Genomic DNA, 24474 nt, shown 5'->3' on the forward strand with positions numbered 1-24474 from the left:
GGATCGTGGCACGATGGCGCGGTTATCGACCGAGATTTTCTGATCATGCCGCAATCCAAAGCCAAGAATCTTTCCCTGATCGCCGCCATTGACCTTGGCTCGAACAGCTTCCACATGGTGGTGGCCCAAGCCAACTCGGGTGACATCCGCATCCTGGAGCGCCTGGGAGAGAAGGTTCAGCTGGCTGCCGGCATTAACGAAGAGCGGCAACTCAACGAAGAGTCCATGCAGCGCGGGCTCGATTGCCTGAAGCGCTTCGCGCAACTGATCAACGGCCTGCCGCTCGGTGCGGTGCGTATCGTGGGTACCAACGCGCTGCGCGAAGCACGCAACCGTAATGAATTCATCGTTCGCGCCGAGGAAATTCTCGGCCACCCGGTGGAAGTGATTTCAGGCCGTGAAGAAGCCCGCCTGATTTACCTCGGTGTGTCGCACACACTGGCTGATACCCCCGGGAAACGACTGGTAGCGGATATCGGCGGTGGCAGTACCGAATTCATCATTGGCCAGCGTTTTGAACCGCTGCTGCGCGAAAGCCTGCAGATGGGTTGCGTAAGCTTCACCCAGCGCTACTTCAAGGACGGCAAGATCACCCCGGCGCGCTACGCACAGGCTTATACCGCTGCACGCCTGGAAATCATGAGCATTGAACACGCCCTGCATCGCCTGAAGTGGGACGAAGCCATCGGCTCGTCGGGCACTATTCGTGCGATCGGCCTGGCCCTCAAGGCCAACGGTCACGGTTCAGGTGAAGTAAACGCCGATGGCCTGGCCTGGCTCAAGCGCAAGCTGTTCAAATTGGGTGATGTCGACAAGATCGACTTCGACGGCATCAAGCCGGATCGCCGCTCGATCTTCCCGGCAGGCCTGGCCATTCTTGAAGCGATTTTCGATGCGCTGGAGCTGCAGCGTATGGATCACTGCGAAGGTGCGCTGCGTGAGGGTGTGCTGTACGACCTGATGGGTCGCCATCATCATGAAGACGTCCGTGAGCGCACTCTGAGCTCGCTGATGGAGCGTTATCACGTAGACCTTGAACAAGCCGCACGTGTGGAACGCAAAGCGCTACACGCGCTTGAGCAGGTCGCTCACGCTTGGGACCTGGAAGACGACAGCTATCGGGAACTGCTCAGTTGGGCCGCCAAGGTTCATGAGGTGGGTCTGGACATCGCTCACTATCACTACCACAAGCATGGCGCTTATCTGATCGAGCACTCCGACCTCTCCGGCTTCTCACGGGAAGATCAGCAAATGCTGGCCCTGCTGGTACGCGGCCACCGTCGCAATATTCCCAAGGACAAGTTCGCCGACTTCGGCGCAGAGGGCGAGAAACTGATTCGTCTGTGCGTGCTGCTGCGCTTTGCGATCCTGTTTCATCACATTCGCGGCACGCAAGAAATGCCACAGCCGGTTCTCACCGCCAACGGCAACAATCTTGATGTGGTATTCCCCAAAGGGTGGCTGGAAAACAACCAACTGACCCAGGCCGACTTCGCGCTGGAAGCGGAGTGGCTGACCCGGGTCGGTATCGTCCTCAGCGTACGCTGAGGACCGGGTTGCTCAGGCGCTCCAGCAGGGTCGCCTGAACGTTGCGCGCATTCTGATTGCCGGTCGGCGTGCTGCGCACGTAAGTGCCATCTGGCTGCAAGAGCCAGCTGTGGGTGTTGTCGGTCAGATAAAGCTCCAGCTCTTTCTTCACTCGCAGGATCAGCTTTTTACCCTCTACCGGGAAGCAAGTCTCGACGCGCTTGTCGAGGTTGCGCTCCATCCAGTCGGCGCTGGACAGGAACATCTGCTCGTCGCCGCCGTTGAGGAAGTAGAAGACCCGCGTGTGCTCCAGGAAGCGACCGATGATCGAGCGCACGTGAATGTTGTGCGACACACCCGGGATACCCGGACGCAGGCAGCACATGCCGCGCACCACCAGGTCGATGCGCACACCTGACTGGCTGGCCTTGTACAGCGCCCTGATGATCTTCGGATCGGTCAGCGAGTTGAATTTGGCAATGATATGCGCCGGCTTACCGTCCACAGCGAACTGTGTTTCCCGGGCAATCATGTCCAGCATGCCCTTCTTCAGCGTGAACGGGGCATGCAGAAGCTTCTTCATGCGCAGGGTTTTACCCATGCCGATCAACTGACTGAACAGCTTGCCGACGTCTTCGCACAGGGCATCATCGGAGGTGAGCAAACTGTAGTCGGTGTACAGACGGGCGTTACCCGCGTGGTAGTTACCTGTCCCGAGGTGCGCGTAACGGACGATTTCGCCTGCTTCGCGACGCAGTATCAGCATCATCTTGGCGTGAGTCTTGAAGCCCACCACCCCGTAGATCACCACCGCGCCCGCGGCCTGCAGACGGCTGGCCAGTTGCAGGTTGGACTCTTCGTCAAAACGCGCACGCAACTCGATCACCGCAGTGACCTCTTTACCGTTGCGGGCGGCATCAACCAAGGCATCAACGATTTCCGAGTTCGCGCCGCTGCGATACAGCGTCTGGCGAACCGCAAGAACGTGCGGGTCTTTGGCGGCCTGACGCAGCAGATCAACCACTGGCGTGAAGGATTCGTAGGGATGCAGCAGCAGGATGTCCTGCTTGCCGATCACGTTGAAAATGTTCTCGCTGTTTTGTAGCAGCTTCGGAATGGCCGGAGTGAACGGCTGGTATTGCAGTTCCGGATGGCTGTCCAGCCCGGTAATGCTGAACAGACGCGTCAGGTTGACCGGGCCATTGACCTGATACAGCTCGGACTCTGCCAGATTGAACTGCTTGAGCAGGTAATCCGACAGGTGTTTAGGGCAGGTATCGGCCACTTCCAGACGTACCGCATCACCATAACGGCGGGAGAACAACTCGCCACGCAGTGCGCGGGCCAGGTCTTCTACGTCTTCGGAATCCAGCGCCAGGTCGGCGTTACGGGTCAGACGGAACTGATAGCAGCCCTTGACCTTCATGCCTTGGAACAAGTCGTCAGCGTGGGCGTGGATCATTGACGAGAGGAAGACAAAGTTGTCGCCAGGACCACTGATCTCTTCCGGCACTTTGATCACGCGAGGCAGCAAACGCGGAGCCGGAATGATCGCCAGACCCGAGTCGCGACCGAAGGCGTCGATACCTTCCAGCTCTACGATGAAGTTCAGGCTCTTGTTCACCAGCAGCGGGAACGGGTGAGTCGGGTCGAGGCCGATCGGTGTAATGATCGGCGCAATTTCGTCACGGAAATAACGACGCACCCAGGCTTTGAGCTTGGCCGTCCAGTGACGACGACGAATGAAGCGCACCTGATGCTTTTCAAGCTCAGGCAGCAGAATGTCATTGAGGATCGCGTATTGGCGATCAACGTGGCCGTGCACCAGCTCACTGATGCGGGCCAGGGCCTGATGCGGTTGCAGACCATCGGCGCCGGCTTGTTCACGGGCGAAGGTGATCTGCTTTTTCAGACCGGCGACACGAATTTCGAAGAACTCATCGAGGTTGCTGGAAAAGATCAGCAGGAACTTGAGCCGCTCCAGCAATGGATAGGACTCATCCAGTGCCTGTTCCAACACGCGAATGTTGAACTTTAGCTGCGACAGCTCCCGGTGGATGTAGAGACTGCTGTCGTCCAGATTTGGCACAACAATAGCCGGAACCGGCGGCGTCTCGACGATAGCGGGTATGACCTCGACGCTTGGCTCGACCACAGTAAGAACTTCCTGATCGTTGACTTCAACAGCAGCTTCGGTGAGTCCTTCGGTATTCATGAATGTTCCTGTACGGCTATTGCCCTTTTAACAGTTCTGCAGCGCGGACGGCGAAATAAGTGAGGATGCCGTCAGCTCCTGCGCGTTTGAAAGCGGTGAGCGATTCGAGAATAACGCCTTCACTGAGCCAGCCATTCTGAATGGCCGCCATGTGCATCGCGTACTCGCCGCTGACCTGATAAACAAATGTCGGCACCTTGAACTCATCCTTGACCCGATGAAGGATGTCCAGATAAGGCATGCCCGGTTTGACCATAACCATGTCCGCGCCTTCAGCCAGATCGGCAGCCACTTCATGCAGCGCTTCGTTGCTGTTGGCCGGGTCCATCTGATAGGACGCCTTGTTCGCCTTGCCCAGATTCAACGCCGACCCGACCGCATCACGGAATGGCCCGTAGTAGGCGCTGGCGTACTTGGCCGAGTAGGCCATGATCCGCACATTGACGTGGCCAGCCAGTTCAAGCGCTTCACGAATAGCCTGGATTCGACCGTCCATCATGTCGGAGGGTGCCACAACCTGAGCACCGGCATCGGCATGGGACAGTGCCTGTTTGACCAGTGCATCGACGGTGATGTCGTTCTGCACATAGCCTTCTTCGTCAAGAATGCCGTCCTGACCATGAGTCGTGAACGGGTCAAGCGCCACATCAGTGATGACGCCCAGCTCCGGGAAGCGGTCACGCAGCGCGCGGGTAGCGCGCTGGGCAATACCGTCCGGGTTCCAGGCTTCGGCGCCATCCAGGGTTTTCTTCTCGACCGGAGTGACCGGGAACAGCGCAAGGGCAGGAATGCCCAGCGCAACCCACTTCTGCGCTTCTTCGAGCAGCAGATCGATACTCAAGCGCTCAACGCCAGGCATCGACGCGACTTCTTCACGACGGTTTTCACCGTCGAGTACGAATACGGGGAGGATCAGGTCATCGACAGTCACAACGTTTTCGCGGACCAGACGACGAGAGAAATCATCGCGACGATTGCGGCGCAGGCGGGTAAGAGGAAACAGGCGGTTGGCGGGGGTAAAGCTCACGGCGAGACTCCTGAGCCCGCGTACACGGGCAAGCGTGACAGTTATAAGCGACCATTATGACTAATGTGTGACAGTCATGGGCCACGTGCGACTCGGGGCCGCAGTTGAGGCTTTTGCCATTGTCCTTGTAGGAAAGATTAACGTCGAGACACATTTCCACACTTTCCTGAATGCCTTGGCCGAGTTAGGCTGCGCGTTCATTTCGCCAGCATCCAGACAATGCTCCAGAATTTCTTGCACGAATTTGGCTACTTTGCCCTCTTCATCGGCACCTTCTTTGAAGGCGAGACCATATTGGTCCTCGCTGGATTTCTGGCGTTCCGTGAGTACATGGACATCAAACTGGTCGTGGTCGTGGCCTTCTTCGGAAGCTACGCCGGGGACCAGCTTTGGTACTACATGGGGCGCAGGCACGGTCGCAAAATCCTGGCGCGCAAACCGCGCTGGCAACTCATGGGCGACAAGGCTCTGGCGCACATTCGCAAGCATCCGGACCTGTGGGTCTTGAGCTTTCGCTTTGTCTACGGGCTGCGTACCGTCATGCCAGTTGCCATTGGGCTTTCAGGCTACCCGCCGCTGCGCTACTTGATCCTCAATGGCATTGGTGCGGCTGTCTGGGCCGCGGCGCTGGGTTATGCGGCCTATCACTTCGGCGCAGTGCTCGAAGGCATGCTGGGTAACATCAAGAAGTATGAGTTGTGGGTACTCGGCGCACTGCTGGTACTTGGGTTTGCCCTTTGGTTGCGTCGTCGTTTCAAGAACGCGCGCATTGCCAGGGAAGAGGCTGCCGCAGCGTCCATGGCAGCGGCAGCCGATGCTGAAGCGGGTGTCGCTAACCCGGTTCCGGCTGAGGTTACCGTTGAAGTGCCTGCCGACAGCAAGAAACACGGCGACCGCTAGGTCCGCCACGAGCGCAATGCCCCGGCATTGCGCTCGCCTGTGAGGCCCCTCCTTCTATCAAAGAATACAGCCACCTGATTTGGAATACTGTCTGTAGGAGTGAGCTTGCTCGCGATAGCGTCAGCACAGGCTCTATATTCATAGACTGACGAACCGAATCGCGAGCAATGTGGAATGCCACCCCGGTCACTCCTACAGGTCCAATGTTTGCTGCGCGACAGCGCGGTGCCAAGACGTACGCATAGACTATCCGATTGAATCCCCGCCTCAGACGCTTGTCCCAATACCAGGTTAAAAGTCGTTGGGCAGACCGCTGCTTTCGATAGGGAGAATGATCATGCAAAAGAAAGTCGCCGTGATTTTGTCCGGCTGTGGCGTCTATGACGGCGCGGAAATTCATGAAAGCGTGCTTACGCTGCTGCGCCTCGATCAGCGCGGCGCGGCAGTGCAATGCTTCGCGCCCAATATCACGCAGCATCATGTGGTCAATCACCTGACGGGCGAAGAGATGCCGGAGACCCGCAACGTGCTGGTGGAGTCGGCACGCATCGCTCGCGGTGCCATCGAAGATATACGTGAGGCTGATGTCACCCAGTTTGATGCACTGATTATTCCTGGCGGTTTTGGCGCAGCCAAGAATCTTTCTGACTTCGCCACCGCAGGCGCGGACTGCAAGGTACAGGCTGAAGTCCTGGCGCTAGCCGAAGCATTCGCTGAAGCGGGCAAGCCAGTTGGCCTTATTTGCATAAGCCCGGCGCTGGCCGCAAAAATCTACGGGCCCGGTGTTACCTGCACCATCGGCAACGATGCCGAAACCGCAGATGCGATCACCCGCATGAAGGGCGAGCATCAGGAATGCGAAGTGACCGACATCGTCGAAGATAAAGCACGCAAACTGGTCAGTACTCCCGCTTATATGGTTGCCAAAACCATCGGCGAAGCGGCCGCCGGGATCAACAAACTGGTGGACCGGGTGCTGGAGTTGACGCACGAGGAATAGGTTTGAATCGTTGCCTTGTAGGAGCTGCCGAAGGCTGCGAAGCGGTTATCCTGATGCACCGCGATTCGCAGCCTTCGGCAGCTCCTACAGGACAGCGCAGTATGGCGGTTTAACTAAACTCAACCCGCTCCGGCACTCGTGTCATCAATACCTTCCCACCGCGAATCGACACCCGCGCCTTTGCCTGACGGCGCACGGCTTCGTAATCACTTTCCGCATCCAGAATCACCAGGTTCGCCGGTCGGCCAACTGCGATGCCGTAGCCCTCGCCCAGATTAAGGGTGCGGGCACTGTTGTCAGTGACCAGATCAAGGCTTCGCGCCAGATCCTCGAAGCCCATCATGTGACAGATGTGCAAGCCTGCATCGAGGATACGCAGGATGTTGCCATTGCCCAGCGGGTACCACGGATCTTTGATCGAATCCTGACCAAAGCACACGTTCATCCCGGCGCGATCCAGCTCGGCGACGCGGGTAAGCCCCCGCCGCTTGGGATAGGTATCGAAACGCCCTTGCAGGTGGATGCTTTCGGTTGGGCAGGAGACGAAGTTGATCCCCGAGCGTTTCAGCAACCGGAACAGCTTCGAGCAGTACGCATTATCGTAGGAGCCCATGGCGGTGGTGTGGCTGGCCGTCACGCGGCTGCCCATATCACGCACGCGCGCCTCTTCAGCCAGCACTTCCAGAAAGCGTGAGTTCGGATCATCAGTCTCGTCGCAATGTACATCCACCAGGCAGCCGGTTCGCTCAGCCAGGTCCATAAGAAACTTGATCGAACTGACGCCCTGCTCACGGGTGTTTTCGAAGTGCGGGATGCCGCCGACCACATCTGCGCCCATCTCCACCGCACGCTCCATCAACTCACGACCGCCTGCGTAGGACTCGATGCCTTCTTGAGGAAAGGCAACGATTTGCAGATCAATCAGGTGACGGGCTTCTTCACGCACCTCAAGCATCGCCTTGAGCGCACCCAGGGTCGGGTCGGTGACGTCGATATGGGTTCGTACATGCTGAATGCCATGCTCAGCCAACATGCGGATGGTGGTATGCGCACGCTGCTTGGTGTCTGCATGAGTGATGGTTTCCTTGCGCTGTGCCCAGCGCTCGATACCTTCGAACAACGTCCCACTCATGTTCCACTCGGGTTCGCCAGCGGTCAGCGTTGCGTCCAGATGGATATGCGGCTCTACCAATGGCGCGATCACCAGTTGGCCGCGAGCATCGATGTCAGCCGCCCCGCCGGGATGCAGGCTTTCAGCCTGAGCGGTGATGGCCGTAATACTGCCGTTTTCCCAGCTGACAGTGTGCAGCCCCTGGGTGTTACGCAATGTGGCATTGATGATGTTCATGTTCATTCCTGTCGCTGGGCTTCGGACATGCGCCATACCAGCAGCGCAACCGAAGCGTTCATTCGAAAATTCGGGTCATCGAGACATTGCCCACTGAGCTGCTCGATTCGTTGAATACGCTGGTTGATGGTGTTGCGATGGATGCCCAGGCGCTGAGCGGCCTTGAGCCCGTTGCCGTTCTCCTGAAGCAGGGCGTCCATTGTTTCAATCAGGCTATGAGGTTGCTTACGGTGGGTTTCGATCAGCGGCCCGAGGATCTGCTTGACGAAGCTATCGATGACCGAACGATCAGCAACGGCCTGCAACAAGCGCAATACGCCCAGCTCGCTGAAATCGCACAGGCCGCTGGCGGGCCGTAAGTGCTCGGCAACGTCCAACGCCTGCCGAGCCTCGTTCAGGGCCTGCCGATACTGCCCACAGTCTGCGACCGGGTTGGCCAGCCCCATAAACAACGCCATTTTGCCGAGTACTGACGCAAGCTCTCGGTAAAGCAACCCCAGCTCATGACGAATTGCTTCAAGCCTGGGCAGCAATAGAATGAAAAGATCGCCCTGCACAATCACCGGCAAGGCGTCTGGCAAGCCGCGATTCCAGGCGTCGAGATGATCCAGCACCGCTTGTCGGGTCTGTTGCAGCAGGCGCTCCGCCGCCTCCGGCTCATGGCTGTCGAACAGCACGCTGACCGCCGACAAGCGTAGCGCTACCAAATGCCGGGGCACTTCCAGCGGCAAACGCAAATGCGCAGCGCGCTGCCGGGCGATACTCAGGCTCGGGTAATCACCACTGAGCAATTGGCCGAGGATGTCGTGGCGCGAGCGTTTGGTCTGCGCCATCTGCACCAGCGCCGTGCCGATCAGATGGGTGACGATGACCATCTTCAACAGATACGGTTGCTCAATCAGCGGTAAGCCGCACTGCTCAGCAAGCTCGATTACAGACTCAGGGATGTGCTGGATATAAGCATCACCCGTGAGGATCACCAGCCCGGCGATGCCACTTGCATCACCTTCACGAACCATACGCAGCAGGTTGGCTTCGTCGCGCAAGTAGTTGATGCCGGTGACGAACACCAGTTCGCCGCCCATGATCCAGTCAGCAATCCCCTCGTTCTCCGCCACATAAGACCAGCGCACGCTGCGATGCAGATTCGCCGACCCTGCCCGCACGGTCATTTCCTCCAGCCCCGGTAGCTGGAGGATTTCTTCAACGGTCAGGGTCAAAGCTCCTCCTGAACGCTGGCAACCATGCTCCGCTTACCAGTGACTTCCAGCAGTACGATGTAGAAAATCGCCGACGCGGCAATGCCTACAAGTGGCGCAATCCAGGGCGAGAAATACGCCAGTGCGGCGCCAACCGCATAGGCCGATAGCCCCAACAGGTTGTAGCGTGGCAGCACGACGCTGGCCAAAGCAGGGTATTTACCGTGATGGCGATACCAGAAGTCAGCCATGATCACGCCGCCAATGGGCGGGATGATCGAGCCCAGCAGCACCAGAAACGGAATCAGCATTTCGTACATGCCGCCGATGGCCAACACGATACCGAGCGCTGCGGCGATCAATGTCATGGTCCGCCGCCGCTCGCTGCGCAACAGGTGGCAGGCCGCAGCCGATACGTTGTAAATAGTCGGCCCCTGAATGGTCCACAGGTTCAGGCAAAGCATGATCACTGCGGCGAACGACAGGCCCTGAAGCATCATCACTTCAACGATATCGGCCTGTTGATAAACCATCGCGCACCACGCGCCAGCGACGACCATCAAACCGTTGCCCACCAGAAAGGCAACGACGCTGGCAGTCACGGCCACGCGTCCGCTGCGCGACAACCGCGTCCAGTTGGTGGCTTGAGTCGCGCCACTGGCGAACGTACCGAAGACCATGGTGATAGCGGCTGAAAGCGTCATGGTTTCGTGAGGAATAACCGCCGCCAATCCCTGGAAACCGCCGACATCTCGGGTGGCGATGTACATGGAAATGACCAGTAGCACGAACATCAGTGGCACTGAGACTCGCGACAGCACGTCCAGCCCCTTGTAGCCGATGATCGCCGTGATGCTGAAGCCAAGCCCAAACAAGACCATAAGTGGTGAGGTGAAGCCTTCGGCCAGGCCGAGCATTTTCACCAGGACGATGGCAACCGTCGCGGTGCCCCACGCGTACCAGCCCAGTTCGGCAAAGCCGAGCAGGACGTCCGACAGTCGGCTGCCCGCCTCACCAAAACAAAAACGGCCCATCAGCACAGTGTTCAAACCGCTGCGCGAGGCGATGAAGGCCAACGACGCCGCATAGATCGCCAACAGACTGTTGCCGATGGCAGCGATCCACAGCATGTCGACGAAGTTAAACGCCATGCCCAGCTTTCCACCGGCAAACATGGTCCCGGTGAAGAACGTGAAACTGAACAGCACCATGGAAATCGACAGCAGCCCTTTGCGTCCTTCACGCGGGGCTTCGCTCAAGGGAAACTCGCTGGGTGAACTCATATCGTTTTTCTCCACATCGAAAGGGTCGGGGCAGGCTGGTGCCAGAGCAATAACCAGGCCGTTTCCGGACGTCGCTTCGAAGCAGAAAAAAGCAGGCAGTGTTGATATCGGCAGGTGTGCGAACTGCACACTTCAACGCGTTATTTATGCGAGAGACTGTGCAGAGTGATTCATTCTGAGGCGGGCATGCACCGTTTTAGGGTGCAATTTTTAGCGGGAGAGACGCGTGAGAATGCGGTCAAGGGTGTTGGCAAACGCCTGTTTTTCCCGGTCGCCATACGGCGGCTGCCCACCGCCCATCTGGCCTTGATCCCGCAGGTCGGTAAACAGATTACGCACAGCGAGACGGTCGCCCATGTTCTGCGCGTCGAACTCCTTCCCGCGCGGATCCAGCGCAGCGACGCCCTTTTTGACCAGGCGATCCGCCAACGGCACATCACTGCAAATCACCAGTTCGCCGGGCACAGCATGCTCCACCAGATAATCGTCCGCGGCATCAGGACCACTCGGTACCACGATCAGCTTGACCAGGGTGTACGTGGGCTTGATCTGACTCTGACCGGCAACCAGCACCACTTCGAACTGACGTTTGAGGGCGAACTTGATGACTTGGTCTTTTGCTGCCTTGGGGCAGGCGTCGGCATCGATCCAGACGCGCATGGGCGTACCTCGTTCTAAAAATTGAGCTGATCCTTGTAGGAGCTGCCGCAGGCTGCGAAACCGATCCCTATGACACTTCCTTTCGCAGCCTTCGGCAGCTCCTACAAGAACTTCATGCGACCTCAGCCCTGCGCTTCTCGGCCAGCCAACTGCGGCCGTACAGCACCGCAATAGCCAGCAAGGCAATGAACTGGGCGCTCAGGGAATACGCGTCGGCATGAATGCCCAGCCAGTCGAACTCGAAGAACGGTACCGGGCGAGTTCCGAATATGCCAGCTTCCTGCAGAGCTTTGACACCATGCCCGGCGAACACCACCGACAATGCGCACAACAGCGCAGCGTTAATGCCGAAGAACAGCGTCAATGGCAGTTTTGCCGAGCCGCGCAGGATGATCCACGCCAGACCGATCAGCAATACCAGTGCCGTGGCGCCGCCAGCCAACACAGCATTGTGCCCGGCCGGGCCAGCTTGCAGCCACAGGGTTTCGTAGAACAGGATGACTTCGAACAACTCCCGATAAACCGAGAAGAACGCCAGAATCGCAAAACCGAAACGCCCACCGCCGCCTACCAGGCTGCTTTTGATGTAATCCTGCCAAGCTGCGGCATGACGACGGTCGTGCATCCAGACACCCAGCCATAACACCATTACGCTGGCAAACAGCGCCGTTGCCCCTTCGAGCAATTCGCGCTGGGCACCGCTGACATCAATGACATAAGCCGCCAGCGCCCAGGTTCCCAGACCGGCCAGCAAGGCCAGCGCCCAACCGATATTGACGCTGCGTACTGCCGACTCCTGACCCGTGTTACGCAGGAAAGCGAGGATAGCCGCCAACACCAGAATCGCCTCAAGGCCTTCACGCAGCAGAATCAGCAGCCCGGAAATGTAGCTCAGCGACGTGCTTAAGCCATCACTGCCCAACAGGCCCGCCGACTCTTTGAGTTTAGCTTTGGCGAAATCCAGTTTTTGCGCGGCCTGCTCCAGCGGCAAACCGTCCTGCAAAGACTGACGGTAGGCCATCAGTGCCTTTTCGGTGTCTTTGCGGACATTGGCATCGACGTTATCCAGCGAACTTTCAACCAGCTCGAAGCCTTCCAGATAGGCCGCAACGGATAAGTCATAAGCCTGTTCGTGATCGCCCGCACGATAAGCCGCCAGACTCTTGTCCAGCGTCTGGCTGGTGTAATCGAGCAATTGCGCGGGGCCGCGCTGGACTTGCGGTGGCTGCGCACGCTGGGCGCGGAACGTGGCAACGGCCTGCTCGCCGTCGGCAGCGCTGACTTCCAGTGGTGTCTGCCGCGCCAGGTCAGCAAGGTTGTAGGTCTTGGCGGGTGCCGTCACCGGCTGCGCGCTAAAGCTGGCGATGTAAGTGGCAATATCCCAGCGCTGACGATCATCCAGTTGGTCTGCAAAGGCCGGCATATCAGTCCCGGCAATCCCAAGGCCTAGCGCGTTGTATAAGTCATAAAGGCTCAGGCGATCCAGGCGAGCGACATCGCGTAAATCCGAGGGAGGCGGCTCGAGGCCGATACCAGCCGGGCCGTCACCAGCGCCCGCGTCACCATGGCAGACCGAACAATGCTGGGCATACAACGGCGCGCCCCGCGCAGGGTCGGGGGTGATCACTGGCGCCTGGCTGACCTCATAAGCCACTGCCAAACGCGCTCCCAACTGGCGGGCCTGACGGGTAATCACCGCCCCGTCCTGCTTCTGGGCAACGGCATCAGCAAGGCTTGAGACACCTTTTCCGAGTTCGGCGCGCTCTGCCCGCTCAGGCAGCGCGGCAACCAAGCCTCGCAAGACGCCCAGGGAATCCAGCTGTTGCCGGTAATCACCTTCATCCACGACCTTGCCGTCCGCCACGCTCGACGGGTAATCGGCACCGATGTAATCAAGTAAATGCAGGGCTTGCGCCGCGCCATCAGTGGTATCAGCCAGCAAGCTGGAACTGCACAGCGCCAGCAATGGCAACATCAGCCAGGCCAGAAAACGGGAACGCATGGACATCAGTGATCTCGGCAAGTTGTTCAGGTCGCGCATCGTTCACCCGGCTTCCTCGCGACTAAGGCTAGGCCAGATCTTTGTTGCTAAATATTACATTAACCGCGGCTCATCCACATCGCCGCTTAACGTTAATGAGAATTACTGGCATAAATAGCCAAAGGCTTACACGAAGAGACGGCAATTCGCCCTATTGGTGATGTGGGTTCTTGCGTAATATTGGATCCAACAACTGATGCGCAGGACGCGCACAGGATCAAGGATGATCGACCATGGCCCGGAGGGCCTACCGACAGGATGTTGGAATGGTCTTGAAGAAAACCCGCCTCGGCGGGTTTTTTGTTTTGGGCCAGAAAAACCCTGCGCGCCGCGGGTAACGTCCGCCCTTAACTACTCATGAAAGATGCCACGCCAAATGCCGGGGAACATTCACGGCGCTAAAGGGTTCACACGTTTCAGGCAGCTATCGCCATCGAGGCCGACGGGCCAAAACCGAAAGGGTTCGCTCGGCTTAAAGTCATTTTTGCTGTGGGTACCGTCGATGGAATATCTGTTGCCCCAGAGCTGGCTGGAGGCAGTGCCTCTGCCTTGGCTCAAGACTCTGATCGCCGCGTGTGTCGCGGTATTACTGGCCCTGCTGATCCGCTGGCTGGCATTAAGCGTTCTGCGTCGCGTCGCCAGCTCATTCGTGCTGCCACAACAGCTGGTTTATCGAGCCGCCAATCCGACGCTATGGCTCGTGCCATTACTGGCGTTGCAGACAGTCTGGACTTCAGCGCCCGATGATCTGGTGCTGATCGGTACAGTGCGCCATGTCAATGGCTTGCTGGTTACAGCAGGGTTTACCTGGCTGGTGCTCAGTTGCGTCAAGGCAGTGGGCGAAGCGGTGGCAATCCGTAACCCGCTGGACATCGTGGATAACCTTCATGCACGTCGCATACAGACGCAGGTCCGCGTTCTGGTGCGCTGCCTGAATGCGCTGGTGTTGCTGTTCGGTACGGGCTTGATCCTGATGAGCTTCCCGCCTGTGGCCAAGATCGGCACCAGCTTGTTGGCGTCGGCGGGCCTGGCAGGACTGGCTGCAGGTTTTGCCGCGAAACCGGTACTGGGGAATTTGATCGCGGGTCTGCAAATCGCTATTTCCCAGCCGATCCGGCTCGACGACGTGGTCATTGTCGAGGGCGAATGGGGGCGCGTCGAAGAGATCAGCGGCACGTACGTGGTCATCAAGATCTGGGACGAGCGACGCATGGTTGTTCCGCTGCAGTATTTCATCGAGAAGCCTTTCCAGAACTGGACACGAGCCACCTCAAGCCTCATCGGTTCGGTGTTTGTCTGGGTCGACTATTCATTACCGGTGGAAGAACTGCGCGCAGAAGTACAGCGCATTTGCGAAGACATCCCCCATCTGTGGGACGGTCGAGTGTGCGTACTGCAAGTCGCGGACACCAATGCCAAAGCCATGCAACTTAGGGTTCTATTGAGTTCGGCAGACTCCTCGCGCAGTTGGGACGCTCGCTGTCACATGCGTGAACGCCTGATTGCCTTCATCGCCAAGCAATACCCACAAAGCCTGCCACAACTGCGTACGGAAATTTCCTCGCGCAATGTACGACCAGAAATCGACGTCCACGAGACGCCAGTCGACATTCCTCGTCAGCCGCCGGTTTGAGGCTTGCTTCCACATTCTTGTTGGAGCGAGGCTTGCCCGCGAATCAGTCGACGCGGTGCACCAGTTGCACCGCGTTATCGTTTTTCGCGGACCAGCCTCGTGCCAACAGATTAGCGGCTCCCCTATAAGGGCAGGCCCGCGCCCTCTTACTTCATCCGCATTCCGATGACCTTGCTCATGATCAGGGCAATGAATTGCTCCGGGGTCATTTTCTGGCCATTGAAATCAACGATGTCATTGGCGTATTGCAGATTGGAGACGATGTTATCGCCATCAACCTTTGCCACTTGCATCATGACGGCCATTGCACCGGTCATGTCACCGGCCGCTTTGGCTTGTTCAGCGATCGCAGCAGGGTCGGTCTGCCCGGCAAGATTTGCCTGCAGGGTCGCCAGGTCACTGATCATCGGTTTGGACAAAACCAGCTTCGCTTCCAGTTGAGCAATGGCGTTGCGGAAACGATCAGGCGATGGCTGTTCGGTCGAGCCGGTGTCAGTCAAATCCACGGCAACGTGCAGATGGCTTTCACCATTGGCAGTTTTGAGCGCCAGCCTTTCAAGCTCGACGTGTGGCTTGGCTGCCAACAATTTGATGATTTGCGTATCGATCAATTGCTGGTCCGCCGGGCTGAGTTGCAGCTCCAGCTTCTCACCGGCTGCGTTAGCGGCCTGTTGTTGCGGCAGGATCTTGGTCTGGTACAGGTCGTAAAGCGCCTGTGAAGCGGCCACATCAAAGTTGCTGATCTTGAACGCCGACTGCAACGCCCCGACGTCCTTGCCGTTGTAGTTGATCATGCCGACGTTGTAGCTCATCTGCGCAGCAAGATTGCCGCCCTCTTCCTGAGCCAGACTGGTCCCGGTCACGTCCTTGAGCGCGATGGGGGCCTGCCCTGCAACCTGTGCCACGAAGTTATCGGCTTTCAGGTTATTGTGGCCCAGATAGAAACCGGATTTGCCTTTGGTGCCGCCCATATCCAGGGTCACGCCTTTGGCACCCAACGCGACCTCACCTTCTGGCGAAGTGACGTTCAACTGGAAGTTATCCATTTTGCCAAGCAGTTTGATCTTCTCGGCATCAGCGCTGGACTCGGTGTCCAGTCGCAGACCTGAGAAGGTGAAGGTCCCGTCGGTGTCCTTCAGCTCCAGCGGCGCCAGCAACAGCGCGCCAGTGGCAGAGCGGTCATAACCGACGCTGGCGTATCCGGTGACCGGACTTGCACCGTTGCTCATGGCAAACCATTTCTCGGCGCTTGGGCTCTTCTCCATCTGGAAATTGCTCTGTGCCATGACCGGCAGGAGCTTGAAGCTCTTCAGACGCGAGAACGGCAGCGGGCCATGCTCGATGTTATCGACGAACAGGAACTCGGCATTCTTGCCATCGGTGGTCAGGTTCTCGTCGTGAACAAGCACGCGGTAATGCGCGGTGCTGCTGAACAGATGCCGATCAATCGACACCATTTCCAGCGTGATGTTGCTATTGGAGCCTTTGAGGGACTTCGCGAGCTCCTGATTGCCCTGATCGATCGAATCACGCAGTACGCCTTCGATTCGGGTGCCCGTGTACCACGCTCCGGCGGTGGCCAGTGCCCCCACGACAACGATGACGCCTGCTGCGATGCCTACTGATTTATTCATGTTTGACTCGAAGAGATCCGTTTCTGGGTAATTTGAAAAAAGTCTTCCCTGAACCCTTCGCGGGTTTTCGGCAGCCTGATTCCAGGCCGACCAAAACAGCACGACGCATGGGGCGAAAAGTCGCGAGAGATTATCATCGCCATCTTCTCATGACCCAGCCCTGTTGCTGTTTTGTCTGTACGAATGCTCCTTTTCTAAGGCAGTTGGGCAGCGTTTCGGCGCTTTGGTTGCAAACTGCCTGCATTCAGGTGTGGGGTAGCAATAGTCTTGCTCCAGACGTTAGGCTGGGGGCCGGTTTGAAATAACAGGATCCGAGACGATGACTGAACAGCGAAGCGAGCGAGGCCCGATCAAGGCCGTGATTTTCGACATGGATGGCTTGTTGCTGGACACCGAAGGGGTCTACACCGAAGTGACCCATTTGATCGCCAGCCGGTATGGCCGCACATTTGACTGGGCTGTCAAACAACACACTATCGGCCGCGGCGCACAGGACTTCGCAAGTTACGTGATTCAAGCGCTGGAACTGCCACTCTCAGTGGATGAGTTCCTCGAAATCCGCGCCCCGATGCTGGATGAGCGCTTCCCGAAAGCCCCCGCAATGCATGGCGCCGAAGCCTTGGTACGGCATCTGGCGGAGCACAATATTCCTATTGCCGTCGGTACCAGCTCATCGATCCATTACTTCCACGCCAAGACCGAGATGCACCGCAACTGGTTCGAACTGTTCGAAACCGTGGTGACTGCGGATGATCCGGAAGTCGGTGCGGCCAAACCTGCGCCGGATATTTTCCTGGTCGCCGCCAGCCGTCTGGGTGTTGCGCCAGCCGACTGCCTGGTGTTCGAAGACTCGCCCTTCGGCGTGACGGCTGCCAAGGCTGCTGGCATGTACGCCGTTGCGGTGCCCGACTCGCACATGCCGCTGGAGCAATATGAGCACGCGGATCTGATTCTGAAATCGCTGGCTGATTTCCCGCTGCAAAGCTGGGGATTGCCGGCAATGAAAGGCTAGGCCTCAGGATTGCGGGCGTTGTGGCTGAGTCATTAGTGGGCGAGGCTTTGATACGCGCTGCGCTCGCTCCCGCTTTCAAAAATTGCCACCTCTGGCTGAACGCGGATAGAATTGCGATCAATTCTTAATTACATCTGGCAAGGATGCCGGACGCGCTCCAGTGGTTATCTATGTCGTCCGCCGATCGATCACTCAATCTGGAAATCCACAACCTCTACTGTGATCACCACGGTTGGTTGCAGGGTTGGCTTGTCCGCAAGCTGGGTAACGCCAGCGACGCAGCAGATCTGGCACACGACACTTTCCTGCGCCTGCTCACCCGACAGGCTCGCACTATGGGGAATGAACCGCGAGCGCTACTGACTCACATTGCCAAGGGTCTGGTAATTGATCGCTGGCGACGCCAGGACGTCGAGCGCGCCTATCTTGAGACGATCGCTCATTTACCTGAGCCGGAAGTCCCTTCGCCTGAAACCCGTTTGCTGATTCTTGAGACGCTCTATCGCATCGAAGCCATGCTCAGAGAGTTGCCGGACAAAACTCGCCAGGCATTCCTCATGTCCCAGCTCGATGGCCTGACCTACGCGCAAATTGCCGAAGAATTGGGCGTGTCCCTTATCAGTGTCAAACGCTACATGCGCGATGCATTTCTTGCCTGCCTGAGCGTGGCCTGATGAACCAGCCCATTGATCCTCAGATTCTTGGCGAAGCCGCAGACTGGTTGGTGCAGTTGCACTCCGGGTCAGCAACGGATGAAGACCATCGCGCCATTCAGAGCTGGCGTGGCCGTAGTGCCCAGCATGCCCAGGCCTGGCAGCGAGCAGAGGCTATCCTCGGTGACTTGCGCTCGGTACCCGGCTCGATTGCTACGCAGACACTGCAGCAGATTGGCCGCAATAAAGGGATAGGGCGTCGTCAGGCCCTGACCCGCCTTGGCCTGCTATTACTCGCAGGCCCAAGCGGGTGGCTGGCCTACCAGCGTTTGCCCTGGCAGCAATGGACAGCCGATGAGCACACTGCTATTGGCGAGCAGCGCAAAATCACGCTGGCTGATGGAACTCATCTGGTGCTCAACACGGCCAGTTCGGTGAACATTGCTTTCAGCGATGCCGAGCGCCGCGTCGAACTGATCAAGGGCGAAATGTTGATTACCACGGCGCAAGATCCTGCGACCCGTTATCGTCCTTTTATCGTCAAAACACCACACGGCAGCGCCCGTGCGTTGGGCACACGATTCAGCGTCCGTCTTGATGAACAGTGGACTCGTGTAGCCGTTCTGGAGGGCGCGGTAGAGATGCGTCCCTTCAGCTCGGTGCAGAGCCTTGTGCTTCAGGCTGGCGAGCAAGGTGCGTTCAGTGATAGCTCGCTGACACCCGTCAGCAGTGTGGATGCCAGTGCGCTGACGTGGGAAAACGGCATGCTGGTAGCCAAGGATATGCGCTTGGCTGATTTGCTGACTGAATTGGGACGCTATCGGCCGGGTATGTTGCGCTGCCATACCGCCGTTGCCGAGCTGCGCGTCTCTGGCGCATTTTCATTGCGTGATACCGACGCCAGCCTACGGTTGCTCAATGACACGCTGCCGATCACCGTCAGCAACATGACCCGTTACTGGGTCACGGTTGAGCCTCGCGCCTAGCTCGCAAAAATAATTTCACTTTCACTGATACCTTTTCCCGTGTCGTTCGGTGTGCAGATAACGCCCACATTTTCTCTGCGCCGACAGGTATGCCGCATGACAGCCAGGTTGCTTCAGCATTCGCTCCACAATCGCCCATCCCGTTCGCGCCTCAAGGCATTGAGCGTCGCCATCGCCCTGACGGCCGCCCTGCCAATGCATAGCACTCTGGCGGCAGACGCGACCACCAACACCACTGCGCAAGACTATGCCATCGCCCCCGGTCCGCTGGGGCATGTGCTCGCGCAGTTTGCGGCGCTGTCCGGCGTACCGCTGTCATTCGATGCGACGTTGCTCAACAGTCGTCAAAGTAACGGGCTGAAGGGCAGTTACACCGTACAGGCAGGCTTTGAGCAGTTGCTGGCGGGAACTGGCTACACGTTGCTGAGCACTGGCAACAACGGGTACACCGTGGCCCCGCGGATTGAAGCCGGTGAGGCTGTAGAGCTGGGCGCAACCACGGTAGACGGGCAATCGATCAGCCAGAGCGAAACTTACGCAGGCGGCCAGGTCGCGCGTAGCGCTCGGCTGGGTGTACTGGGCAATCGCGAGATCAAGGACGTGCCCTTCAGCGTGGTGAGCTATACGGCGCAAACGATCGCTGATCAGCAAGCTAAAACCGTTGGCGACGTCTTACTCAATGACGCCTCGGTGCGCCAATCGGCAGGCTTCGGCAACTTCTCTCAGGTCTTCACTATTCGTGGCCTGCCATTGCAAACGGATGACATCTCATTCAACGGCATGTACGGCATTCTGCCCCGGCAAATCGTTACCACTCAGGCGCTGGAGCGCGTCGAGTTATTCAAAGGCCCCAATGCCTTCATCAACGGCGTTTCACCCTCAGGCAGTGGTATCGGCGGTAGCGTCAACCTGATGCCCAAGCGGGCGATGGACACACCTACCCGCAGCGTCACCCTGGACTACACCGGTAAAAGCCAGGTCGGCGGGCATATGGACCTGGGTCAGCGTTTTGGTGAGGACAATCAATTCGGCGTACGGGTTAACCTGGCCCAGCATGAAGGCGACACGGGCATTGATGATGAATCACAGCGCTCGTCGCTGATTGCCGTAGCGCTGGATTATCGCGGTGACCGGCTACGCCTTTCGGCGGATCTTGGTTATCAGAAAGAGCGCATCAACCAGGGTCGTGCGGTGGTTTACCCCACCGGCACATCGGTCCCAAAGGCACCTTCGGCCAGTCATAACTACTCGCAGGACTGGACTTGGTCGCAGCTCGAAGATACCTACGGCATGCTCAACGGCGAGTACGACCTGAATGACAACTGGACGGTGTATGCCGGTGTGGGCGCCAAACACACGCGCGAAAACGGTGTGTATTCGTCGCTGTATGTCAGCGACAAGTCGGGTACAGCACGGGGCGGCTTCCTCTACTCGCCCCATGACGAAGACAACAAGAGCGCCATGGCTGGGCTTAACGGGCACTTCACTACCGGCCCTGTCACTCATCAGATGAACTTCGGCCTGTCCGGTATATGGGGTGAACAGCGCTCGGCTTATGAGGCGCTGTCTGTCGCCAGTCGTTTTCCCGGCAATCTTTACGACCCGGTTCAGGCACCGCGCCCGACGCCACCGGCAACGTACTTTGGCAGCGACCTTCACGACCCGCGCATCGTTGGCAAAAACCGCATGAAAAGCGCAGCGTTTTCAGACACGTTAGGGTTCGTCGATGACCGGATTCTGCTGACACTGGGTTTGCGTCGCCAGACTATTGAAGTCGACTCGTGGAACACTGCGACTGGGGCGCGCGGAACGCCTTATGACAAATCAATCACGACGCCAGTTTATGGCTTGGTACTCAAACCTTGGGAACACGTATCTTTCTACGCCAACCGTATTGAAGGTCTTGCACAAGGACCAACTGCGCCACAAACGGACGCAACCAACCCGGGCAAAGTCTTCCCGCCCAAGCGCAGCAAGCAGACAGAGGCAGGGGTCAAGCTGGACTGGGACACCTACGGCGCGACCTTGGGCGTATATCGGATTGAGCAACCCAATAACACGACCTATCTAAACTCCTTAAGCGTAGATGGTCGGCAGGTCAATAAGGGTGTTGAGCTTAATGTCTTCGGCGAGCCGCTCGACGGTTTGCGCCTGCTGGCAGGCGCGACCTGGATGGACACTGAGCAGACTAAAACCGCCGGGGGCGCTACTGATGGCAATCGCGCTGCCGGCGTTCCGCGCTTTCAATTCAATCTGGGAGGCGACTGGGACGTACCAGGTATTCGCGGGGCCGCGCTCAATGCGCGCCTGTTGCGTACTGGCGGTCAGTACGTAAACAGCACCAACACATTGAGCATCCCCGCGTGGACGCGCGTTGATCTGGGCGCTCGCTACACATTCAGCATGGACGAACGCGATATCACGCTGCGCGCCAATGTGGAAAACGTGGCCAACAAAGCGTATTGGGCTTCGGCGTCTACCGCGAATAACTATCTGACCCAAGGCACGCCAAGGACGCTCAAGGTATCGGCCACGGTGGACTTCTGATCGCTGGCGGGAGAGTGCTGTATTGCGCTTTCTCGCACTCGGCGACTCATCTCAACGCACGCAATTTTCTGGACTGCATTCATCCTCTGTAGGCGCTGCCGAAGGCTGCGATCCCGGTATGCGAGGATGAATAGCATTCGGCGGCGCCTGCAGACTCTGCCGTGTTTGCACTGGAGTCATAATCCGGCCCCTACGCCTTATCGCGGTCAGCACAATCGCTGACGACAGCCCACTTTGTATATAAGCTTGCCGTACAACCCGACTGACTGAATTGAGCAGGATGACCCTGCCATCCTCATCAGTTGTCCTGGGTGGCGGTACGCGCCACGCCCAATCATCCTTTGCGGACGTTATCCACGCGTGGTCACGTATTCCCTCGTCATCCGTCGACTGCTGATCTGTTCGCTGACCATTGTTGTCAGCCGCGCTATCACCAGCCCCTTGCTGACGCTGTTCTTGAGCAATCGACTAGGGCTTGACCAGCAAGATGTCGGCTTGCTGATGGGCATAGCTGTGTTTCTCGCCACGCTACTTGGTCTGTATGGGGGCTACATCATTGACCGCCTGGACAAACGCAGGCTGTTGATTATGGCGATGCTCTCCAGTGCCATCGGCTTCACCTTGTTGACCTTTGCCCACAACGTCTACCTGACGACCCTGACATTGGTGATTACCGAGGCAGCATCTGCGTTATTTCTTATCGGCTCCAAAGCAATCATCAGCGAAAACCTGCCAATAGGCATGCGCGCCAAAGTCTTTTCACTGCGCTACACGCTGACCAATATCGGCTATGCCACCGGTCCTATGCTGGGCGTGATCATCGCAGGATATCTACCGCTCGCACCGTTTCTGATTGCAGGTGCAATTGCGCTGGGAAGCGTGTTCCTGATGGTCGGGATCGCTCCGGTCAGACCCGTCGAGAGCACGAAACCGCAGAGTTTCCTCGACACTCTGCGTATCTTGAAAAATGACCGTACGCTGATCCTGTTCACCTGTGGAAGCTTACTCAGCACGATTGTTCATGGCCGTTTTACGCTGTATCTATCGCAGTTCCTGCTCGTCACTCATGCACAGGAAGACGCGCTGCACATTCTTTCCGCCGTGCTTGCCTGTAACGCAGTGACGGTAATACTCATGCAATATCAAGTAGGCCGCTTACTCAAGCGCGAGCAATTGGCTGGATGGATTTGTGTGGGGATCGGATTGTTCGCGCTGGGCCTGATCAGCTTCAGTTTTTCTTACAACATGCTGACGTGGTGCATCGCAATGTTCATTTTCACCCTCGGGGAAATGATCATATACCCCGCCGAATATTTGTTCGTCGATACAATCGCTCCCGAGGCCTTGCGGGGCAGTTACTATGGCGCGCAGAACCTGGCAGCCTTCGGTGGTGCTTTGAGCCCGGTGATTTGCGGCTACCTGTTGATCAATACGCCACCCACGACGATGTTTTATGTCTTGACCGGACTGACAATAGCAGGGGGCGCACTATGCTTTATGAGTGCCCGCAAAGGAATGTCAGTTCCCCTGTAGGTGAATGACCTCCAGGCCTGCGGGTTTGACAATCTATCGAGCTCCACCTAGTGTCAATTGGATCCAATAATTCACCCATGAAGAAAGGTAGCGATGCCCAACTCGGCTAGAGAAACTCTCTTGCGCGCGATCATAGGCGATGAGCAGCCGCCTGCGCATTTGGCCAGAACAGTGATCGAGGAAAAACTACGCAGCGCAATCCTGGATGGGCGATTGCCAGCGGGTACGGCGTTGCGTCAGCAAGAACTCGCCACTCTGTTCGGCGTCAGTCGTATGCCCGTACGCGAAGCTCTTAGGCAGCTTGAAGCCCAGTCTTTGCTTCGAGTCGAACGGCACAAAGGGGGCGTGGTAGCTCCGCTGATTGGTGAAGATGCTGTTGATGCCTACGCACTCCGCATCCTTCTTGAATCAGAGGCGATACGCTTGTCCATCCCTTTCCTTGAGGCCAGCGATCTCGCTGAAGCGCGGCTGTGTATCGAGAAGCTTGAAGTTGAAACCGAATACGCCGAAATCGGCAGGCTCAACCGTATGTTCCATATGGCACTCTATGCCAAGGTTTCTAACAAACGGTTAATGGCGGCCGTGGAACAAGGGTTAAGTGAAGAGGAGCGTTTCCTGCGCTTCAATCTGGCAGCAATGGGTTTGGGCAAACTCGCTCAGGACGACCATTGGGAGTTGCTGAAACTGGCTGAGGAAAGGAAGGTCGAGGAAACCGTTCAGGCTTTGCAACTGCACCTCAACCGAGGTGTAAAAGCCGTGACTCAGTATTTGCAAAGCCAGGCTAACGCTCAACCATTGCCTGCACGCAAGGCAAGAATCAAAGTCAGCTAGCAGCATGCGCCGCACTGGATATTAAAGCCGTCATGGCCTGTGGATATCTAAGCACTGACAGATCGACCTAATACCCGTTTTGTGACCGTCTGAAAGACAAAACCCCCGATCGCGTTAGCGATCGGGGGTTTCGGAATTTAATCTTGACGATGACCTACTCTCACATGGGGAAACCCCACACTACCATCGGCGATACATCGTTTCACTACTGAGTTCGGGATGGGATCAGGTGGTTCCAATGCTCTATGGTCGTCAAGAAATTCTGTAGCTGGTGCGTTACTGAAGTAACGCACCGGCGAAATTCTATGGCTTCTACTAAAACAAAACCCCTGAACGCGTAAGCGATCAGGGGTTCTGGAATTTAATCTTGACGATGACCTACTCTCACATGGGGAAACCCCACACTACCATCGGCGATACATCGTTTCACTACTGAGTTCGGGAT

At 57.6% G+C, this 24474-nt stretch carries 18 protein-coding genes and 2 rRNA genes; 10 read left to right on the forward strand and 10 right to left on the reverse strand.

Translation table 11 applies throughout. The features are described 5' to 3' along the window. The first annotated feature begins 45 nt into the window (after window positions 1-45). Window positions 46-1548, forward strand: coding sequence for an exopolyphosphatase (gene ppx / locus EE949_RS26925; protein ID WP_122667093.1), 1503 nt, complete (start codon window positions 46-48; stop codon window positions 1546-1548). On the opposite strand, the gene ppk1 is transcribed toward ppx, so the two are convergent. Then, complete coding sequence (ppk1, locus tag EE949_RS26930) at window positions 1535-3742, reverse strand: polyphosphate kinase 1 (RefSeq protein WP_122667068.1); 2208 nt, start codon at window positions 3740-3742, stop codon at window positions 1535-1537. The two genes, ppx and ppk1, sit on opposite strands and share 14 nt — an antisense overlap. Before the next feature lie 16 nt (window positions 3743-3758). Next, a complete protein-coding gene (gene hemB / locus EE949_RS26935; protein ID WP_087271991.1) occupies window positions 3759-4769 on the reverse strand; it encodes a porphobilinogen synthase in 1011 nt (336 codons plus the stop codon). Window positions 4770-4988: 219 nt separating this feature from the next. Here hemB and EE949_RS26940 point away from each other — a divergent pair, with 219 nt between their 5' ends. Together EE949_RS26940 and elbB are read left to right on the forward strand one after the other, a co-directional pair. Then, window positions 4989-5669 carry a DedA family protein gene (locus EE949_RS26940; RefSeq protein WP_122667069.1) on the forward strand — a complete coding sequence of 227 codons (681 nt, stop codon included), beginning with the start codon at window positions 4989-4991 and terminating at the stop codon, window positions 5667-5669. 337 nt (window positions 5670-6006) lie between these two features. Beyond that, entirely contained in the window at window positions 6007-6669 is a 663-nt protein-coding gene (gene elbB / locus EE949_RS26945) for an isoprenoid biosynthesis glyoxalase ElbB (RefSeq protein WP_122667070.1), read from the forward strand. 109 nt (window positions 6670-6778) lie between these two features. Here elbB and codA read toward each other — a convergent pair whose 3' ends face one another. The 5 genes from codA to EE949_RS26970 form a co-directional block, all read right to left on the reverse strand. After that, on the reverse strand, window positions 6779-8017 hold the full coding sequence (codA, locus tag EE949_RS26950; protein WP_122667071.1) for a cytosine deaminase: 1239 nt from the start codon (window positions 8015-8017) through the stop codon (window positions 6779-6781). Between the two features lie 2 nt (window positions 8018-8019). After that, window positions 8020-9237, reverse strand: coding sequence for a PucR family transcriptional regulator (locus EE949_RS26955; protein ID WP_122667072.1), 1218 nt, complete (start codon window positions 9235-9237; stop codon window positions 8020-8022). Next, the gene (gene codB, locus EE949_RS26960; RefSeq protein ID WP_122667094.1) at window positions 9234-10499 is read right to left on the reverse strand and encodes a cytosine permease; all 1266 of its coding nucleotides are present in this window, start codon (window positions 10497-10499) and stop codon (window positions 9234-9236) included. The genes EE949_RS26955 and codB overlap by 4 nt, the downstream gene beginning before the upstream one ends. Window positions 10500-10709: 210 nt before the next feature. Then, complete coding sequence (locus EE949_RS26965) at window positions 10710-11159, reverse strand: YaiI/YqxD family protein (protein WP_122667073.1); 450 nt, start codon at window positions 11157-11159, stop codon at window positions 10710-10712. A gap of 112 nt (window positions 11160-11271) precedes the next feature. Next, window positions 11272-13167, reverse strand: a complete 1896-nt coding sequence (locus EE949_RS26970; protein WP_122667095.1) for a cytochrome c/FTR1 family iron permease — start codon at window positions 13165-13167, stop codon at window positions 11272-11274. Between the two features lie 535 nt (window positions 13168-13702). Here EE949_RS26970 and EE949_RS26975 point away from each other — a divergent pair. Next, the gene (locus EE949_RS26975; RefSeq protein ID WP_122667074.1) at window positions 13703-14833 is read left to right on the forward strand and encodes a mechanosensitive ion channel family protein; all 1131 of its coding nucleotides are present in this window, start codon (window positions 13703-13705) and stop codon (window positions 14831-14833) included. A gap of 146 nt (window positions 14834-14979) precedes the next feature. On the opposite strand, the gene EE949_RS26980 is transcribed toward EE949_RS26975, so the two are convergent. Continuing rightward, complete coding sequence (locus tag EE949_RS26980) at window positions 14980-16467, reverse strand: YdgA family protein (RefSeq protein WP_122667075.1); 1488 nt, start codon at window positions 16465-16467, stop codon at window positions 14980-14982. 319 nt (window positions 16468-16786) lie between these two features. On the opposite strand from EE949_RS26980, the gene EE949_RS26985 reads away from it, so the two are divergent. The 6 genes from EE949_RS26985 to EE949_RS27010 all read left to right on the forward strand — a co-directional run bounded on the left by EE949_RS26985 (window position 16787) and on the right by EE949_RS27010 (window position 24029). After that, window positions 16787-17479 (forward strand): HAD-IA family hydrolase, encoded by a 693-nt coding sequence (locus EE949_RS26985; RefSeq protein ID WP_122667076.1) that lies wholly within the window; start codon window positions 16787-16789, stop codon window positions 17477-17479. A gap of 170 nt (window positions 17480-17649) precedes the next feature. After that, on the forward strand, window positions 17650-18153 hold the full coding sequence (locus EE949_RS26990) for a sigma-70 family RNA polymerase sigma factor (RefSeq protein WP_122667077.1): 504 nt from the start codon (window positions 17650-17652) through the stop codon (window positions 18151-18153). Further along, window positions 18153-19118, forward strand: coding sequence for a FecR domain-containing protein (locus tag EE949_RS26995; protein ID WP_122667078.1), 966 nt, complete (start codon window positions 18153-18155; stop codon window positions 19116-19118). Before EE949_RS26990 ends, EE949_RS26995 begins: the two co-directional genes overlap by 1 nt. A gap of 96 nt (window positions 19119-19214) precedes the next feature. Next, window positions 19215-21665, forward strand: coding sequence for a TonB-dependent receptor (locus EE949_RS27000; protein WP_122667079.1), 2451 nt, complete (start codon window positions 19215-19217; stop codon window positions 21663-21665). A 360-nt stretch (window positions 21666-22025) separates the two neighbouring features. Continuing rightward, window positions 22026-23198 (forward strand): MFS transporter, encoded by a 1173-nt coding sequence (locus tag EE949_RS27005; protein ID WP_122667080.1) that lies wholly within the window; start codon window positions 22026-22028, stop codon window positions 23196-23198. Between the two features lie 93 nt (window positions 23199-23291). After that, window positions 23292-24029: a GntR family transcriptional regulator gene (locus EE949_RS27010; protein ID WP_122667081.1), complete on the forward strand. Its 738-nt coding sequence runs from the start codon at window positions 23292-23294 to the stop codon at window positions 24027-24029. Window positions 24030-24170: 141 nt separating this feature from the next. Here EE949_RS27010 and rrf (EE949_RS27015) read toward each other — a convergent pair. Together rrf (EE949_RS27015) and rrf (EE949_RS30415) are read right to left on the reverse strand one after the other, a co-directional pair. After that, window positions 24171-24286 (reverse strand): 5S ribosomal RNA (rrf, locus tag EE949_RS27015). 108 nt (window positions 24287-24394) lie between these two features. Then, window positions 24395-24474 (reverse strand): 5S ribosomal RNA (gene rrf, locus EE949_RS30415); the annotation flags it as partial.

Source organism: Pseudomonas viridiflava, from assembly GCF_900602065.1.
GTDB lineage: Bacteria > Pseudomonadota > Gammaproteobacteria > Pseudomonadales > Pseudomonadaceae > Aquipseudomonas.